General features: G+C 47.3%; 15 protein-coding genes. 8 read left to right on the forward strand and 7 right to left on the reverse strand.

What is annotated here, in order from left to right:
• Positions 1-10: 10 nt before the first annotated feature.
• Positions 11-949, forward strand: a complete 939-nt coding sequence (locus J4N45_RS26210) for a LysR family transcriptional regulator (RefSeq protein ID WP_252015643.1) — start codon at positions 11-13, stop codon at positions 947-949.
• Between the two features lie 47 nt (positions 950-996).
• Here J4N45_RS26210 and J4N45_RS26215 read toward each other — a convergent pair whose 3' ends face one another.
• Both J4N45_RS26215 and J4N45_RS26220 read right to left on the reverse strand, forming a co-directional pair.
• Positions 997-2508 carry a CoA-acylating methylmalonate-semialdehyde dehydrogenase gene (locus J4N45_RS26215; RefSeq protein WP_252015645.1) on the reverse strand — a complete coding sequence of 504 codons (1512 nt, stop codon included), beginning with the start codon at positions 2506-2508 and terminating at the stop codon, positions 997-999.
• A 23-nt stretch (positions 2509-2531) separates the two neighbouring features.
• On the reverse strand, positions 2532-4439 hold the full coding sequence (locus J4N45_RS26220) for a bifunctional 5-dehydro-2-deoxygluconokinase/5-dehydro-2-deoxyphosphogluconate aldolase (protein ID WP_252017255.1): 1908 nt from the start codon (positions 4437-4439) through the stop codon (positions 2532-2534).
• Between the two features lie 529 nt (positions 4440-4968).
• On the opposite strand from J4N45_RS26220, the gene J4N45_RS26225 reads away from it, so the two are divergent.
• The 5 genes from J4N45_RS26225 (at position 4969) to J4N45_RS26245 (ending at position 10062) form a co-directional block, all read left to right on the forward strand.
• Positions 4969-5976, forward strand: a complete 1008-nt coding sequence (locus tag J4N45_RS26225) for a sugar ABC transporter substrate-binding protein (RefSeq protein WP_252015647.1) — start codon at positions 4969-4971, stop codon at positions 5974-5976.
• A 63-nt stretch (positions 5977-6039) separates the two neighbouring features.
• Complete coding sequence (locus J4N45_RS26230; protein ID WP_252015649.1) at positions 6040-7533, forward strand: sugar ABC transporter ATP-binding protein; 1494 nt, start codon at positions 6040-6042, stop codon at positions 7531-7533.
• A gap of 86 nt (positions 7534-7619) precedes the next feature.
• Positions 7620-8639: an ABC transporter permease gene (locus J4N45_RS26235; RefSeq protein ID WP_252015651.1), complete on the forward strand. Its 1020-nt coding sequence runs from the start codon at positions 7620-7622 to the stop codon at positions 8637-8639.
• A gap of 265 nt (positions 8640-8904) precedes the next feature.
• Complete coding sequence (locus J4N45_RS26240) at positions 8905-9738, forward strand: MurR/RpiR family transcriptional regulator (RefSeq protein ID WP_252015653.1); 834 nt, start codon at positions 8905-8907, stop codon at positions 9736-9738.
• A gap of 117 nt (positions 9739-9855) precedes the next feature.
• The gene (locus J4N45_RS26245; RefSeq protein WP_252015655.1) at positions 9856-10062 is read left to right on the forward strand and encodes a hypothetical protein; all 207 of its coding nucleotides are present in this window, start codon (positions 9856-9858) and stop codon (positions 10060-10062) included.
• Between the two features lie 92 nt (positions 10063-10154).
• On the opposite strand, the gene J4N45_RS26250 is transcribed toward J4N45_RS26245, so the two are convergent.
• Positions 10155-10466, reverse strand: coding sequence for a hypothetical protein (locus tag J4N45_RS26250; protein ID WP_252015658.1), 312 nt, complete (start codon positions 10464-10466; stop codon positions 10155-10157).
• A gap of 198 nt (positions 10467-10664) precedes the next feature.
• On the opposite strand from J4N45_RS26250, the gene J4N45_RS26255 reads away from it, so the two are divergent.
• Entirely contained in the window at positions 10665-11036 is a 372-nt protein-coding gene (locus tag J4N45_RS26255) for a DUF2237 family protein (RefSeq protein ID WP_252015659.1), read from the forward strand.
• Between the two features lie 134 nt (positions 11037-11170).
• Positions 11171-11860: a zinc metallopeptidase gene (locus J4N45_RS26260; RefSeq protein WP_252015661.1), complete on the forward strand. Its 690-nt coding sequence runs from the start codon at positions 11171-11173 to the stop codon at positions 11858-11860.
• Positions 11861-11944: 84 nt separating this feature from the next.
• Here the strand turns inward: J4N45_RS26260 and iolG are convergent, their stop codons facing one another.
• The 4 genes from iolG to J4N45_RS26280 all read right to left on the reverse strand — a co-directional run bounded on the left by iolG (position 11945) and on the right by J4N45_RS26280 (position 15798).
• A complete protein-coding gene (gene iolG / locus J4N45_RS26265; protein ID WP_252015663.1) occupies positions 11945-12928 on the reverse strand; it encodes an inositol 2-dehydrogenase in 984 nt (327 codons plus the stop codon).
• 113 nt (positions 12929-13041) lie between these two features.
• Entirely contained in the window at positions 13042-13872 is an 831-nt protein-coding gene (gene iolB / locus J4N45_RS26270) for a 5-deoxy-glucuronate isomerase (protein WP_252015665.1), read from the reverse strand.
• Positions 13873-14041: 169 nt separating this feature from the next.
• Positions 14042-14866, reverse strand: coding sequence for a sugar phosphate isomerase/epimerase family protein (locus tag J4N45_RS26275; RefSeq protein ID WP_252015666.1), 825 nt, complete (start codon positions 14864-14866; stop codon positions 14042-14044).
• 98 nt (positions 14867-14964) lie between these two features.
• The gene (locus tag J4N45_RS26280; protein ID WP_042469746.1) at positions 14965-15798 is read right to left on the reverse strand and encodes a MurR/RpiR family transcriptional regulator; all 834 of its coding nucleotides are present in this window, start codon (positions 15796-15798) and stop codon (positions 14965-14967) included.
• Between the last annotated feature and the right edge of the window lie 43 nt (positions 15799-15841).

The following is a 15841-nucleotide window of genomic DNA, read 5'->3' on the forward strand; positions in this document are numbered from 1 at the left end:
AGGATGCACAATGGATAACAATGATAAAACGGGAAAGGCTAACGGAAAGAAGTTTGATCTCAACCTGCTGCGAGTTTTTGTGTCCACATACGAGACAGAGTCGGTCACGAAATCGGCAGAACAGCTCGATTTAACGCAGTCATCGGTCAGTAATGCATTAGCAAGGTTGAAAGACGCTGTGGGCGGTGAGCTCTTCACGCGCACAGGGCGTGGCATCAAGCCAACCCGCTTTGCGGTTGAGCTCTATGAGCACGTACAAGAACATATTCTCGGGATTGATAGGTTCATCGAAGGGCTCGCCAACTTTGAGCCAGAATCCAGTCGACGTCGATTCGTTATCTATTGTCATGAAGCAGCCTTACTGCGTCTACACAAGCGTATGCATGTGTTTGAAAAATATCCCAACATCTCGCTTGTACTGAAAGAACTCCCCCCCAAAGACGCGCGTATCTACGAAGACTTGCGCATGGAAAAAGTAGACTTGGTGATCGATGTTGCTCCATCAGATAGTCGTGTATTTCAGTCTAAACTTCTGCACAGTGACGGCTTGATCTGTATTGCCAGCGCGACTCATCCCAGGCTACAAGATGGCAAGATGACCAAACAAAGGTACATGGACGAAAACCATGTTCTGCTTAACATTCGTCGCGAGAATCTAACATTTGTAGAATGGTTAGTGAGTGATGTGCTGCCACCCCGCAAAGTCTTCAGCCAACATTCATCACTACTTGGTATGTTGCCGTCTGTATCACAGTCTCAAGCACTTGCAGTCGTGCCGGAAACTCTCTTTCTACAGTACGGAGAGATGTTCAACTTACAGTCGTTGCCCTTCCCATTTGAAACCAAAACCTTTGACTCCTATATGGTGTGGCCAACGAAAATGGCCCGAAACTCAGCGCTCACTTGGCTACGAGGATTGATTGAAGATCAACTCAGAGCAAGCAAATAGAAAAGACCGCACTTTGGCGGTCTTATGTTATACAAACTGATAGACGTTTACTCCATTGTTGGCATCGTAAACGCGCTACTGTGCTGCTCTAGGCGAACACTGGTTGGCCAGCGACTCGTGACTGTTTTCATTTTGGTGTAGAAACGAACGCCATCATTACCATGAACATTGAGAGGACCAAACACAGAGCGTTTCCAACCACCGAAACTATGGAACGCCATAGGAACTGGAATAGGTACATTGATCCCCACCATGCCCGCCTGTACATCTTCACTGAACTGACGAGCAGTCTCTCCATCACGAGTAAAGATTGCGGTGCCATTGCCAAACTCATGCTGATTGATAAGCTTAAGCGCCGTGTCATAATCACAGACACGAACTACCGCTAAGACAGGACCAAAAATTTCCTCTTGATAAATGGTCATCGTTGGCGTGACATTATCGATGAGTGTTGGACCTACAAAAAAGCCCGTTTCATTGCCGGCCACCGAAAAGTCTCGCCCGTCGATAACGATCTTCGCGCCTTGGCTCTCACCCGTAGAAATGTAATCGCAGATCTTTTGTCTATGCTCCGCAGAGATTACGGGACCCATGTCGTTTTCTTGCCCATCCACTAAACCCGGTCCGACTCGCATCGCAGCAACTTTTGTTTTGAGCTGCTCAATCAGTTGGTCTGCAATCTCATCACCGACAGCAACGGCAACCGATAAGGCCATGCATCGCTCACCTGCTGCCCCGAACGCTGCACCCACTATCGCGTTCACCGCCATATCAAGGTCAGTGTCTGGCATCAGAATGCAATGATTTTTAGCACCGCCGAGTGCTTGACAACGCTTGCCATGCGCTGAGGCTGTCGTGAAGATATACTCGGCGATTGGCGTTGAGCCGACAAAGCTAACCGCATCGACATCAGGTGATGTCAGGAGCGTATCCACCACTGTTTTATCGCCATTGATGACGTTGAACACGCCATCTGGCAACCCGGCTTCTTTAAGCAGTTCAGCGAGCAGCAATGCCGTTGATGGATCTTTCTCGGACGGCTTCAAGATGAATGTATTACCTGTCGCTAAGGCAATAGGAAACATCCACATTGGGACCATAGCGGGAAAGTTAAAAGGCGTAATACCCACGCATACCCCTACAGGCTGCATGAGAGAATGGCTATCAACACCTGTCCCTACATTCGCTGAATGCTCACCTTTTTGTAGATGCGGTATACCACAAGCAAACTCGACCACTTCTAAACCACGCGTTACCTCACCGACCGCATCTGAGTAAATCTTGCCATGCTCGGTAGATATCAATCGTGCCAATTTATCCGTGTTCGCTTCTAGCAATGATTTGAACTTGAACATTACACGTGCACGCTTAAGCGGTGAGGTTTTTGACCACGAACTGAATGCTTGCTTGGCGACTTCAATCGCTTCGTTGGCCTCTTGTTCCGAACTGAGTACTACTTGTTTGATTTGCTCCCCTGTTGCAGGGTTATAGACAGGTGCAAAGCGTTCGCTGTGACTTGAAACGATTTCACCTGCGATATAGTTTTGAACGGTTTCCATATGTGCTCCAAATACTCTGTGAGTTACGCGGTTTGCTGCCAAGCAGAAATTAGGGTTTGGTATTTCAGTTTGATTTGATTCTTAAAGGTTTCATCATCGATCGTCCCAGCAAGCCAAGCACGAGACGCATCGCCAAAGATAGTTCGACCAACAGCAAATCCTTTGACTAATGAGCTCGCTCTCGCATTGGCAAAGCCTTCGATTAACTGCTCTTGAAGGGCATCTAGGCCGAGCAACACCACGCCGTGACAGTGAGGGTCTTGATTCTCGATCACACGCTCTAGCTGACTCCACGACGAGGCTGTTAATGCAGGCAGTTTCCACCAATCGGGCTTAATACCTAGCTCATAGAAGCGCTCGATGGCCGCAATATAGTTTGTTTCATCTTGGGGCAGGTCTTTAGGAAGAATGACCTCGAGCAACAGTTCATGCCCAGACTGACAACAGGCTAGGTACACTTCTTCGAGAGTCTTCTCTTGCTCAACTCTAAGTCCCTGCTCATCATCTGGGTGATAGAAAACTAAGCACTTCACGATGTGCTCCTGCGGCCAAGACACCAGTTGAGAACCAATATTGCCGTGTTCGAGCACCAGAGGTCGGGAGCTTGGCAATTCGATAGGACGACCGATCCACCAGTCTTTGCCTGTGGCTTGATTAAGCGCCGCTTGTCCGTAAGTACTATCGCATAATAGTCCCGCTTGCCCCTGCAGCCCCAGTTCGTCTACCGACTCTTGGTATGCATTTAAAATCAGTTGCTTAAGAGGTGAAATTCGAGACACTGATACGCCAGCATCTTGAGCCATTTGCTCAAACTGGCTTCGATGATCAAATGCCAGTATGCACAAGTCGCCCCATGACTTATCTCGTGTTGTCACTCGGTGAAGGTGGTTTAGCTTGGTATCAAGATCAGGTCTAGGGACGGATTCTGCACGAGATAAGTAATCATCCAATTCTTCTTTACTCGGCATTGCGGGTGCGCAGCCATGTCGAGAAACGACCAGAGCGCCGCAGGCGTTGGCATAATCACACGCTTGCTGCCAGCTTTCATCATTGAGGTAACCTCTTAGTAAGCCGGACATAAATGCGTCGCCCGCACCAAGCACGTTAAGCACATCCACTCGAACCCCCGTTGCATTAATGGCGCCGTCAAGGTGATCTGGGATTTGCGATTCATACACTGAACAGCCTTGTGCTCCTCGCTTACAAACCAAGACCGCATCTGTCGCTTTTCGAACGCCATTTAGCGCTTGAAGGGTATCTGTGAACCCACCTGCAATATGGAACTCTTCTTCCGTACCAACAATAAGATCAAACAAACCTAATACTTCTTGCAACTGGTCAGTGACGGCTCCAGATTCGATAAAGCGCGTTTCCCCATCGCCAAGCGACGTGAGCCCCCAAAGCACTGGGCGATAGTCGATATCAAGTGCCGTTCTAACACCGTGTTTTCTAGCGTAACGGAGCGCCGTTAAGACGGCATCACGGGTTTTCGGGTTAGAGAGATGAGTTCCAGTAATCGCTAGGCAACGCGAGGAGGCAATATACTCTTCATGAACGTCATCTGCTGTAATCGCCATATCAGCACAGTTGTCACGGTAGAAAATCAGCGGAAAGGTATCTTCATCTTTGATACCAAGAATCACCAACGCCGTCAGCCGCTCTTTATCAGTAATTAAATAGCTGGTATCAACGCCGAGTCTGTTTAGCTCCTCGCGTAAAAAGCGCCCCATGTGCTCATCACCAACTCGAGCGAGCATTGACGACTTTAAACCTTGTCTTGCCGTACCATAGGCGACGTTCCCCGATGACCCTCCAAGGTACTTGGCAAAACTACTCATATCTTCTAAACGGGAGCCTATTTGTTGACCGTAAAAATCGACGGCGACCCTACCCATGCAGATCACGTCAAACATCTTATCCTGCTGCCTCATCATGTAATCTCCTCCAAGATCAAATGAAACGTTTATTTCATTTTATTATAGAGTGAAATTATTATAGAAAACCGTGATCTGCCGCTTCTTTTTCGACCAAACCGAACAGCCGACGCAGAATACGATAAGATTTTGATAATATTTTTTCATTTATCGACAATCTCATTTCAAAACTCAATACGAACAAAAGCTCTAGTGGATACTTTAATTAAACACACGTTAAAAAATATGTATTTAACATTAAATCAAACACTTAAAGTAAAAATTAGCACTAAGCCAAGAAAACCAACGAGATCAGCGTAACACTTTTAACATTTATGCCACATTAACAGTGGTGATAATTTAAACATCAACATATAGTTAAAAACCAACGGGAGATAGAAAATATTTTTCAATACGAACTATCCAGACCGTTTTATAAAAAGTCAGAGTAAATACTGAATAAACACTCTAGAAATTTCATCTAATAACGAAATGAAATGTTCATATTTATCGAAAGATAGGTGTGATAGATACCAAGGAGGCATTTATGTCAACGGAGAAACAAGGGATTACTATGTTGCTGGACAGATTGTTAACACTCGCGTCAAACACGAAAGCACTACTCAAAGGTACGTTAATGGTGATGGGACTGATTGTTCTCACAGCCTGCGGCCAAGAGGCGAAAAAAGAAGATGTGACACGCATCGGCGTCGCGATACCAAACTTCGATGACACCTTTATGGTCTACATGAAAGACGCGATGGACAAATACGCGGATCAATTTGATGGCAAGGTCGAACTGACCTTTGTGGATGCCAAAGAGGATGCCGCTAAACAGCTAGGCCAAGTCGAAAATTTCATTGTTCAGCAAATGGACGCCATCATTTTGGTTCCGGTCAACACTGATGCAACTCAGCCGCTTACAGACCGAATCATTAAAGCAGGTATCGAACTTGTCTATCTAAACCGCCGACCTGATTACCTCCCTGACAGTGTTTTCTACGTGGGTTCCGAAGAACTGAAATTTGGTGAAACACAGGCTCAATACGTCACGGATTCAGTCGACGGAGGCAATGTCGCGATACTAATGGGTATGTTGACTCATGAAGCTGCCGTTATGCGTACCAAAGGCGTAGAAGACTTCTTGGCAAACAATCCGAATTTCAATGTAGTAAGAAAGCAAACCGGTCTATGGCAGCGCTCGCAAGGCATGACTGTAATGGAAAACTGGCTCAACTCTGGCGACCAACTTGACATCATCGTTGCCAATAACGACGACATGGCACTCGGTGCAATTCAAGCGCTTCGCGCTGCTGGCAAACTGGATGACACGCTTGTTGTCGGAGTTGATGCCACCCCTGATGGTCTCGTCGCGGTAAAAGATGGCGCGCTAAGCGCTACGGTATTCCAAGATGGTGCCGGTCAAGCTCGAGGCGCTATTGATGCAGCGGTTGACGCTGTTAACGGCAAACAACACGAACAAGTCACTTGGATCCCTGCCGAGCTCGTGACTCAAAGCAATCTAGAAGCATTTGAAGCGAAGCAGAAAGGTTAACCACCCTCGCTCCGTATTCTCCCCCTCTCAAGAATACGGAGCATTTTTCGGAGTAGTAATAGTATGAGTCAAGTCCTACTAGAAATGCGTGGCATTACCAAAACCTTCCCAGGTGTAAAGGCGCTCGATAACGTTCAGCTCACGTTAAAGCAAGGTCGAGTCATGGCATTGATGGGTGAAAACGGTGCCGGAAAATCTACGCTAATGAAGGTGATGTTCGGTATCTACCAGCGCGATAGCGGCACCATTCGCTATAAGGGTGAGAATGTTGAGTTCCAAGGTGCAAAGGAAGCACTTGAAGCTGGTATCTCAATGATACATCAGGAGCTATCGCCAATTTTGCACCGCAGTATCGCGGAAAACATCTGGTTAGGTCGAGAGCCTCTTAAAGGCCCTTTACGACTAGTAGACCACGCCAAAATGTACAGTGATACCGCAGAGTTGCTGGCGAAGTTAGATCTTAAGCTCGACCCTAAAACACCAATGAGTGATCTCACGGTTGCCACCATGCAAATGGTCGAGATCGCCAAAGCGATCTCGTACCAATCCGAGATCATCATTATGGATGAACCGACCTCAGCACTTACTGACAAAGAGGTAGACCATCTCTTTGACATCATTGAAATGCTAAAAGCTCGTGGCTGCGCCATTGTTTATATCAGCCACAAAATGGATGAGATTTTTAGAATTTGCGACGATATCACCGTGTTTCGTGATGGTTGCTTTGTGGGCGAGCGAGAAGCAAAGGCAACCAACAACGATGAACTGGTGCAGATGATGGTAGGTCGTGACTTAGGCGATGTATTCCCACCAGCCACCGCCAAGCCCGGCAAAACACGGTTAGAAGTTGAGAATCTCAGCGTCGATGGCGCATTCAACGACATCAACTTCACACTCCATGAAGGTGAAATACTCGGTATTGCAGGTCTCGTCGGAGCGGGACGAACAGAGCTTATCGAAACCCTTTTCGGTGTTAGACAAAAGGATGCTGGAACCATTCGAATTAATGGCGACTATGTGGAAATCAATACGCCACAAGATGCCATCCAACACAAAATGGCTTTCCTAACAGAGGATCGACGTCATTCAGGGCTCTACTTGATGCTCGATATCTTCGCCAATACTTCGATTGCTCATTTGGACGCATACCGAAATAAAGTGGTCAATGTGCTGGATGTCAGAAAGATGAAGCAAGACAGCCAAACACATTGTGAAAAGCTGAAAGTCAAAACGCCAGGCATGTACGAAATGATCGACAACCTCAGCGGCGGGAACCAACAAAAGGTGTTGCTAGCTCGATGGATGCTGACTAAGCCCGATATCCTGTTCCTCGATGAGCCAACACGAGGCATTGACGTCGGGGCGAAATCCGAAATCTACAAGCTCATGCGCTTGCTGACCGGCATGGGTAAAAGCTTAGTCATGATCTCTTCAGAACTACCGGAAGTCATGGGAATGAGTGACCGCATCTTGGTAATGCACGAAGGCAAGCTGAAAGGTCTTATCGATGGACCTGAAGCGACCCAGCAAAAAATCATGTCGATGGCACTCAATTAGTTAATTGAACCACCCCCTAAATTCAATCACCACGAGTCCTCAGAAGAGCGACTTGAGGAGAGAGTAGTAACTCAAGGAATGCAGTTATGATTGCGAAACTGATTAAATCGACCTCGCCAGAAGGTCAAACCCAAACCAATTTCAAGAGAATGATATCCAAGTATGCGATTTACGTGGTGTTTGTTGTCATGTGCGTCGTCATGTCTATCCTCTCGCCCGTTTTTTTGTCGGTCGCTAACTTGCTCAATGTCATGACGCAGATGGCCAGTATTGGTCTACTTGCTCTTGGTGTCACCATCATCATTATTACTCGAGGCATCGACCTGTCATCTGGTTCGGTGCTCGCGGTCGCAGCAGTCGTTTCAGCAAGTATGGCGCAAACCATTGATTGGTCGATGCGTATGTACCCCAGTATGCCTGAACTGCCGATCATAGTGCCGATCATTGCAGCTTTGGCTGTGGGTGCATTATGTGGCTACATTAATGGTGCGCTTATCGCTTACACGGGCATCCCTCCTTTTATCGCAACACTTGGCATGATGATCGTCGCACGCGGCGCAGCACTGCTCTATTCAGATGGTCGCCCTGTAAGTAGCCTGATCGACTCTTATCAATGGATTGGTCAAGGCAGCATCGTTGGAATACCCGTTCCCGTCATCATCTTTGCCTTTATGGCTTTTGTCTCTTACGTACTGTTGAACTATACCCGTTTCGGAAAGTATGCGTATGCGATTGGCGGTAACGAAACCGCGGCGTATGTATCGGGCATCAATGTAAAGCGTTATAAAATATTGGTTTATACCTATGCCGGTCTTCTCGCAGGTATTTCAGCACTTATCTTGGCAGCTCGTATCAACTCAGGTCAGCCTGGTCTTGGTATCATGTATGAGCTTGATGCTATCGCAGCAGCGACCGTAGGTGGTGTTTCGCACGCTGGCGGTATTGGTACTATCCAAGGCACCATCATAGGCACCATGATCATGGGTGTCCTACAAAACGGTCTCGACCTGCTCAACGTCTCAGCGTATTGGCAGCAGGTGGTTAAAGGCTTAGTTATCATCTTTGCGGTGATGTTTGATATGAAACGCCACAAGAAGAGTAAGTAACACTCCCACATCAAGATACTAACTTTGAGTAGGGTACGAAGTGGTGCTCTAACCTTGGAAGCACCACTCTCGGTTTAGCTCAACGCGCCTTGTCCGAGGCGCTTTTTTCTTTTGGCTCTACGGTTTTCTTTAAGCTCGATACCGGCAGCGAAAGCAAAACACCCTCCCCGTCCCACAATAAATATTCCATGAAACAAACATTTCAAATAATCAGCTAATAAGGTATTTTATTGAAATGCAAACAAAAGTGAGTTTGGAGCTGTCTATGCCTGTGGCAACTACATTGAGTGAACTTCAAGAGCAAATTCGAGAGCAATATAGCGAGCTGAGCAAACGACTTCAGCAAGTCGCAAAGTATGTACTTGATAACCCGAATGATATCGCCTTGGAAACGGTAGCTGTCATTGCTCAAAAAGCGGAAGTGCCACCTTCTACCTTAATCCGTTTTGCAAGTGCTTTTGGTTTTAGCGGTTTCAATGAGATGAAACAGCTATTTCGCAACAAGATAGTGGAAGAAACCTCAAGCTACACTGATCGCGCCAGAATCCACAAGCAGCTACAGACAGAGCCGTTAGCACCTGAAAGCCCTAAACAGATACTGCAAGAGTTTGCCAACGCCAATTCACAAGCAATGAATTTTCTTGCTAATCAGACCTCTGAGGACGATCTCAATCGTGCTATCGATATTCTAGAAAACTGCGAGAACATCTACCTTATTGGTTTGCGCCGCTCATTCAGTGTCGCTTCTTACTTTACCTATGCGCTGCGCCACTTAAACAAACGCGCATTTTTGATTGATGGCTTAGGTGGGATGTACGAAGAGCAGCTTAGTATGATCGGCGCGAAAGATGCTGTTGTCGCCATCAGTTTTAGTCCATATGCCAATGAAACCATCGCGCTGAGTGAAATTGCCTCTAAAGCCGGTGCCAAGCAGATAGTGATCACTGACAGTCAGGTAAGCCCGCTTGCCGCGTTCAGTGACGTCAGTTTTGTTATCAAGGAAGCGAAGGTTGACGCATTTCGCTCACAATCCGCTTCACTTTGTTTGGTTCAGAGTATTGCTGTCGCCATGGCAATTAACAGCGAAGATGGCGAGTGAACCACAGATAGCTTCGAAACATTAAGTATTCTACCCAAGGCGAGTAGCGTCTCCATACTGTGCACACATTTCGCTATTACCATTGAAAGCCAAGCAAAGGTCAATCAAGGGAATAGCTTGACGTTACAATTTCACAAAATCATCAACATACCGGAGAAAGGCTTCTTTGTTCTTGATGAACACCATAGAGTACGCGGTCCATTTATTACAATAGAGATAGCTTACGAGTTCGGTAGAAGTATTGAGTTGCTCAAAGGCAGCGCCTTAGCAGCTCTTACAAGTGAAGGTAAAGAGACAGGGCACAGTTTCTTCAGCGGCCAATAGCAATTGAGCACAAGGAAAGTTGGCTGTTGCAAAATGTTAAAACCAGCTCCATCTTATACTCAAAAGGGGCCCGAATTCCTTGGGCACTGGATTTACGCTTCGCATTGGAATGCGACTGCCCTAATGGAGCGCATTGCCTTTTTGCCGCCAATTCCACGGCTACTCGGCTCTAGTCGGGTGATTGCGACAGTATTGGCATTGGGGTATTTGTCTTCTGCCATAATTCTCAGCACGGATTCATGGTCAGCTCGGCGGTGCACGCGAATGATCACTGGGCCAAGTTGCTCACATTGCGCCGATTGTGCTTCGTCGAGCTTGGCTACCGTTACGTTACTGCCCGTAGGCATATTTGCACAGCCTGTCAGTAATAGTGCGAATAGCGCCGCGCCAATAAACTTATACATTCGAGTCTCCTCTGGTTAATGTGACAATCTCGTTTGCGTGTTTACAGTTTCGACGATTTTTGAGTCCAAAACAAAACACATACCATCACGTAAACTGATGGAGATGTTTAGTGACCCTAGGCCAACGTACTTAACTTCACAATAATTCCGGCTTCTCGACTACACTGGTATCCGAGGAACCTCAAGCTAGGAGTGATAATGAACAGCGCAAATAACGTACTTGGCGAGCCGTTAGAGCTTTGCGGTTGCAAACCTAATACTGGGTATTTTAGAGATGGCTACTGTCGTACCGTTGGTAGCGACATGGGTCAACACACTATCTGCGCCGTCATGACAGAGGACTTCCTCGTCTTCACCAAAGCCCGTGGTAATGATCTTTCTACTCCTAGGCCAGAGTTTGACTTCCCAGGGTTAAAGCCAGGAGATCGTTGGTGTCTTTGTGCACTGCGCTGGAAAGAAGCTTGGCAAGCGGGAGTGGCCCCACTAGTCGTGCTAGCGAGCTGCGAAGAGAGCTCCCTTGAAATTGTTCCACTCGATGTATTGACCATGTATGCCACCACCTCACAATAAGCCGAGAAGCTCAGAGTAAGCTAAGAAGATTGAACCAAGAGAGCATCTGACTTGGCGTGATAGCGAGTATCTGCCGGTCATTTTATGCGTATAATAACCAGTAGCCACATAATTGCTGATAACAAACTGAATTAATGCTCTGGATAATCCTATTAATCTTAATCGCGACAGTCGTCTTTGGTCCTGGCCTATGGGTCAAGCACGTGATGGAAAAATACAGTCAACCGGCTGACCGCTACCGCGAGCAGGGAAGCGGTGCTGAGCTAGCTCGTCACCTGTTGGATAGCTTCGGCTTAGATAACGTTGACGTAGAGGAGACCACTCAAGGTGATCACTATGATCCCGCAGCCAAGGCTGTCCGTCTTACGCCGAACAACTACTCAGGGCACTCACTAACGGCAGTGACTGTCGCCGCTCATGAAGTAGGGCATGCCATTCAAGATTCACGTAGAGAGACCTTGTTCCTAGCTCGGCAAAAGCTTGTAAAAACAGCCATAATTGGCGAGCGCATTGCTGGATTGATGCTTGTTGCAGCGCCTGTTGTCCTTATGCTGACTCGCGTGCCGCAAGCGGGTGCGATAACGATTATGATAGGTGTTGTTTCGATGGCATTAAGTACCTTGGTGCACCTGTTAACTCTTCCGGTTGAGTTCGATGCCAGTTATGGTAAGGCTTTACCTATCCTACAGAAAGGCAACTACCTGCACGATGGCGACCTGAAACATGCAGAGAAAATTCTGAAAGCGGCAGCACTGACCTATGTCGCAGCCTCGCTGACGAGCTTGCTAAACCTTGGCCGATGGATCGCCGTTCTCCGCCGCTGATTGGTAAGTGAGGTACCTGATCAAATCAGTTACCCCATAACTTATCAGTTCATCCAAATAGAATGCTGCCTTTTCAGATTAGAGCTAAAGCGGCACGGTCCGCTTTTCATTCATAGACACTATCGCCGCATCCGCAAGGCGCAACGCGAACTCACCATCGGTGCCTGAGCAGTTTGGCTCTGCGCCATTGAGAACGTCAACAAAGTGCTGCCACTCGGCGATATACGCCTCTTTGTATCGCTCTAAGAAGAAGTGCAGTGGTTTCGCATCTTGGGCACCGCTATCGGAAGTGCTCGTCACTAGGTTCTCACGAACGTTGGCTACTTGTAGCATCCCCTTTTCGCCGTGCAGTTCAATGCGTTGATCATACCCATATCCAGACTTGCGACTGTTTAGAATGGTCGCAATCGCACCCGAGGCGAAGTTCAGAACAATCACACCAGTATCTATATCGCCCGCTTTGCCGATCTCAGGATCAATCTTGCAACTACCGTGAGCAGTGATCGAGGTAGGGTCTTCACCTAAGATGAATCTTGCCATATCAAGATCGTGAATGCTCATGTCACGGAACATACCGCCAGACACCTTGCTGTACTCGGCTGGTGGTGGCTCAGGATCGCGAGAGGTAATGGTGAGCGTTGCTGGTTCACCCACTTCACCATCAACTACGCGTTGCTTTAAGTTCGCAAAGTGTGGATCGAAGCGACGATTAAAACCGACAAGCAGAGGAACCTTATATTGCTCGACGACACCTAAGCAATCACGTACCCGGCTTGAGTCGAGATCAATCGGCTTCTCGCAAAAGATCGTTTTCCCAGCTTTCGCACTAAGTTCAATCAGGTCAGCATGGGTATCAGTAGCCGAGCAAATACACACGGCATCCACATAACTGTCGGCCATCGCTTCTTCAATCGATTGACGCTTAGCATCATATTGGTCGCACAACATGTTGGCATTCACGTCATAAGGGTCAATGACCGAATACAGGTTAGTTTCAGGGTGATTGGCAATGTTTACCGCATGAACTTGCCCAATGCGCCCTGCTCCAAACAGCGCGATATTATACATTCTGCACTCCTTCCTTTGCTTGTCATTGGTCTCACTCAATACTGAGTCAGACCAGAAAAAATGATTCATGAGCGGCATCGCCTCTGTTGGTAGCCATACAACACTCATTGCGATTACTTGTAATCCTCAGAATTGATCCATGCGTGGTCGCATTCCCAACTAAATTGCCATTTACGTTTAGGTCCTGCCATTACGTTCAGGTAGTAGCTGTCATATCCCGCAATCGTGGCAACTGGGTGATAGCCTTTTGGCACCATAACCACATCTTTGTCGTAAACCGCCATACATTCATCAAGCTCACGATCATCTGTGTATACACGCTGCATACAAAACCCCTGAGATGGATTTAAGCGATGGTAGTAGGTCTCTTCTAGATAGGTTTCCTTGCCATCAATATCTTGGTCATGCTTATGGCTTGGGTAAGAACTGGTGCAGCCTTCGTTGGTAAAGACCTCGACCACCAGCAAGCTGTCTGCGGGTTTGTCATCAGGGAGAATATTGTGCACATACCTTTGATTGTGCCCTTTGCCTCTGTGCTCTGCATCAACCTCTTGCGGCGTGATATATCGGGTCTCTAAATTACCCTTGCTCGGCGCCTCACACACGGCAAGTTCTAAATCGGTTTCAGCAACAACTTGAATGCGCTGCTGTGGCGCGACATAAACCGAATGCGGCTTGATACGCTGCTGGTCGGTGTCTTTCTCAAATGGTGACATACGCTCACCGATATGACTAAAGACCTGATTGCCTGCTGTCACCGTCGCCTTACCCGATACCAGAACTAAGCATTTTTCAGTCGCAGAGCTTTCGAGAACCAAGGATTCACCAGATGCAATCTCGTGAACAGAGAATCCAACATATCCCCAGTTGGCACTCTCAGGCGTAATCGATTGAACTCGGGAATCGGATTGTGATTGAGAATACTTCGACAGTAGGTGAGACATAGGGGATTCTCCGTTGGTGGCATCGGTATCTCATGAAATATTTAATTCAATATTATACTTATGAAATATTTATTTCGTGATATACACAACAAAGTCCACTTAATGCTGAGATTTTTCTCTGCTAAGTGGACTTCACCACGAGTAAACGGTTGTTCAAATCAGTAAAGGGTTAAAACAGTGCTTTCATGCCCTTAAGCATTTTGGTCGCTACATCGTAATAATCCTGCTCCCACATTTGGTCATTGAGGTATTCACCTGAGTAGAATCCTTGATAGCCGGTTGATTGGATGGCGTCGACCCATTCTTTAAGCGGAATATCGCCTTGCCCAATAAAGTGGCCTCGTAACTCTCTCTCGTCAGGCCACGGAGCGCCCTCTTCTGGACGCGCGCCATCAGAGATATGGACGTTATAGATGAGCGCAGGGTCAATACTGGCTATTTGCTCGAGACTTGCTCCGCGACATGCCCAGAAGTGCCAGGTATCAAGAACGAAGCCGAAGTTGTCACGCCCTACTGCATCCAACAAGCGATAGTAGTCATCCAGCGTTGCGATCGGTGTCCATGCCGCACCCTCGTACTGAAAGCGAACATCGTAGTCTTTACCAATATCGGCAATAGAACGAATGTTCTGTGCGGTAAGTTCGATGTTCTGATCTAGCGTCAACCCATTTAAGGCTTCGAAGGCATTAAGCTGAATCGTCGGCGCACCGATCTGTTGAGCAAACTGACACAGGATCTCAGTATCTTTGAATAGCTGCGCTTTCGAGGCTTTGTCGGTCACTTCGATAGCACCAATGATGTCGATAGCCGTCGGTTCGATATTAAAGTGGTCCAGGCGCTGTTTAAACTGCTCAGCAGATAAGCCTGCTTTGATATAGCGCCACAGCTTTTCTGTATGAATTTCAAGACCTTGATAGCCAGTGTCATGAGCGAGACGAATGTCCGACATCACATTGCTGTGCAGTGAGCACATTCCGTGTAAGGCAAAACGCATGGAGTATCTCCTTGAATTTGGGCAGCAAGAGACCAAGCCTTGCTGCTTCAGCTTTACAAGGCTTACTCTTTAATTGGGTTGGTGGTCATTAATTGTGATTATTTCACTTCACGGCACATCAAGCTGACCGCGAGAGTTTGGGCAAGATACATTGAGCTACTCAAAGAGCGGAATCCCATCACTTCACCCTCTTGGACCTCGAAACAGACTTCCATCTTACTGCCTTGAGGCGTCATTTGATTGTCGGTAATAGCGATAATCGGTACGTTCTTCTTATACGCTTCGTCAATGAGATCACTGGTCTCTTGCGCGTAAGGGTTAAATGTCACCGTAAATAGCACGTCTTTCTCATTCATTCGACGTGTCATAGGCGACAACATACCGCCATGGTCATCTAACAGCACCACGTTGTTGTCTGATTTCATCAGTGCGTACCAGAGATAAAATGCAACTGGGTACGCTCGGCGCATCCCTTGAATGTAGATGGTTTCCGCTTCTTCAAGCATCGCTACAGCACGTTCAAGCTTCTGTGGAGAGACCATGACTTGTAACTGCTCTAACGCATCAATGTTAGCGTCACCGAAGTCCTGAAAGATGGCTTGAGGAGAGTCATGTGGCACGTCTTCCATCTCACGTGCTTTACGAACACGTTCTTTGTAGTCTCTTGGGCGATTCAGATACTGATCTCTGAACAGTATCTGCATAGACGTAAAGCCATCAAAGCCCATTGCATTAGAGAATCGACTCAGTGTCGACAGCGGTACATTGGCTTGCTGGGCAATGGTAGCCATGGTTTCTACGGCGACCAGCATTGGCTGTTCCATGACAAAGTCGGCTACCTGCTGCAATCTACTGCTCAAGCTATCGTAGCGCTTCACAATAAGCTCGCGCAGCGTGTCTAAATCAGCGGGCACTTTTACTTCTACATCCATAGTGATAACGCTCTCCTATTCGAACGCAATAAATAGTCAACCG

It is taken from the genome of Vibrio sp. SCSIO 43140, assembly GCF_023716585.1.
Lineage (GTDB): Bacteria > Pseudomonadota > Gammaproteobacteria > Enterobacterales > Vibrionaceae > Vibrio > Vibrio maritimus_B.

Coding starts and splice junctions, on each gene's coding strand:
- J4N45_RS26210 (WP_252015643.1), top strand. CDS start 11: ATGGATAACAATGATAAAACGGGAAAGGCTAACGGAAAGAAGTTTGAT.
- J4N45_RS26215 (WP_252015645.1), bottom strand. CDS start 2,508: ATGGAAACCGTTCAAAACTATATCGCAGGTGAAATCGTTTCAAGTCAC.
- J4N45_RS26220 (WP_252017255.1), bottom strand. CDS start 4,439: ATGAGGCAGCAGGATAAGATGTTTGACGTGATCTGCATGGGTAGGGTC.
- J4N45_RS26225 (WP_252015647.1), top strand. CDS start 4,969: ATGTCAACGGAGAAACAAGGGATTACTATGTTGCTGGACAGATTGTTA.
- J4N45_RS26230 (WP_252015649.1), top strand. CDS start 6,040: ATGAGTCAAGTCCTACTAGAAATGCGTGGCATTACCAAAACCTTCCCA.
- J4N45_RS26235 (WP_252015651.1), top strand. CDS start 7,620: ATGATTGCGAAACTGATTAAATCGACCTCGCCAGAAGGTCAAACCCAA.
- J4N45_RS26240 (WP_252015653.1), top strand. CDS start 8,905: ATGCCTGTGGCAACTACATTGAGTGAACTTCAAGAGCAAATTCGAGAG.
- J4N45_RS26250 (WP_252015658.1), bottom strand. CDS start 10,466: ATGTATAAGTTTATTGGCGCGGCGCTATTCGCACTATTACTGACAGGC.
- J4N45_RS26255 (WP_252015659.1), top strand. CDS start 10,665: ATGAACAGCGCAAATAACGTACTTGGCGAGCCGTTAGAGCTTTGCGGT.
- J4N45_RS26260 (WP_252015661.1), top strand. CDS start 11,171: ATGCTCTGGATAATCCTATTAATCTTAATCGCGACAGTCGTCTTTGGT.
- iolG (WP_252015663.1), bottom strand. CDS start 12,928: ATGTATAATATCGCGCTGTTTGGAGCAGGGCGCATTGGGCAAGTTCAT.
- iolB (WP_252015665.1), bottom strand. CDS start 13,872: ATGTCTCACCTACTGTCGAAGTATTCTCAATCACAATCCGATTCCCGA.
- J4N45_RS26275 (WP_252015666.1), bottom strand. CDS start 14,866: ATGCGTTTTGCCTTACACGGAATGTGCTCACTGCACAGCAATGTGATG.
- J4N45_RS26280 (WP_042469746.1), bottom strand. CDS start 15,798: ATGGATGTAGAAGTAAAAGTGCCCGCTGATTTAGACACGCTGCGCGAG.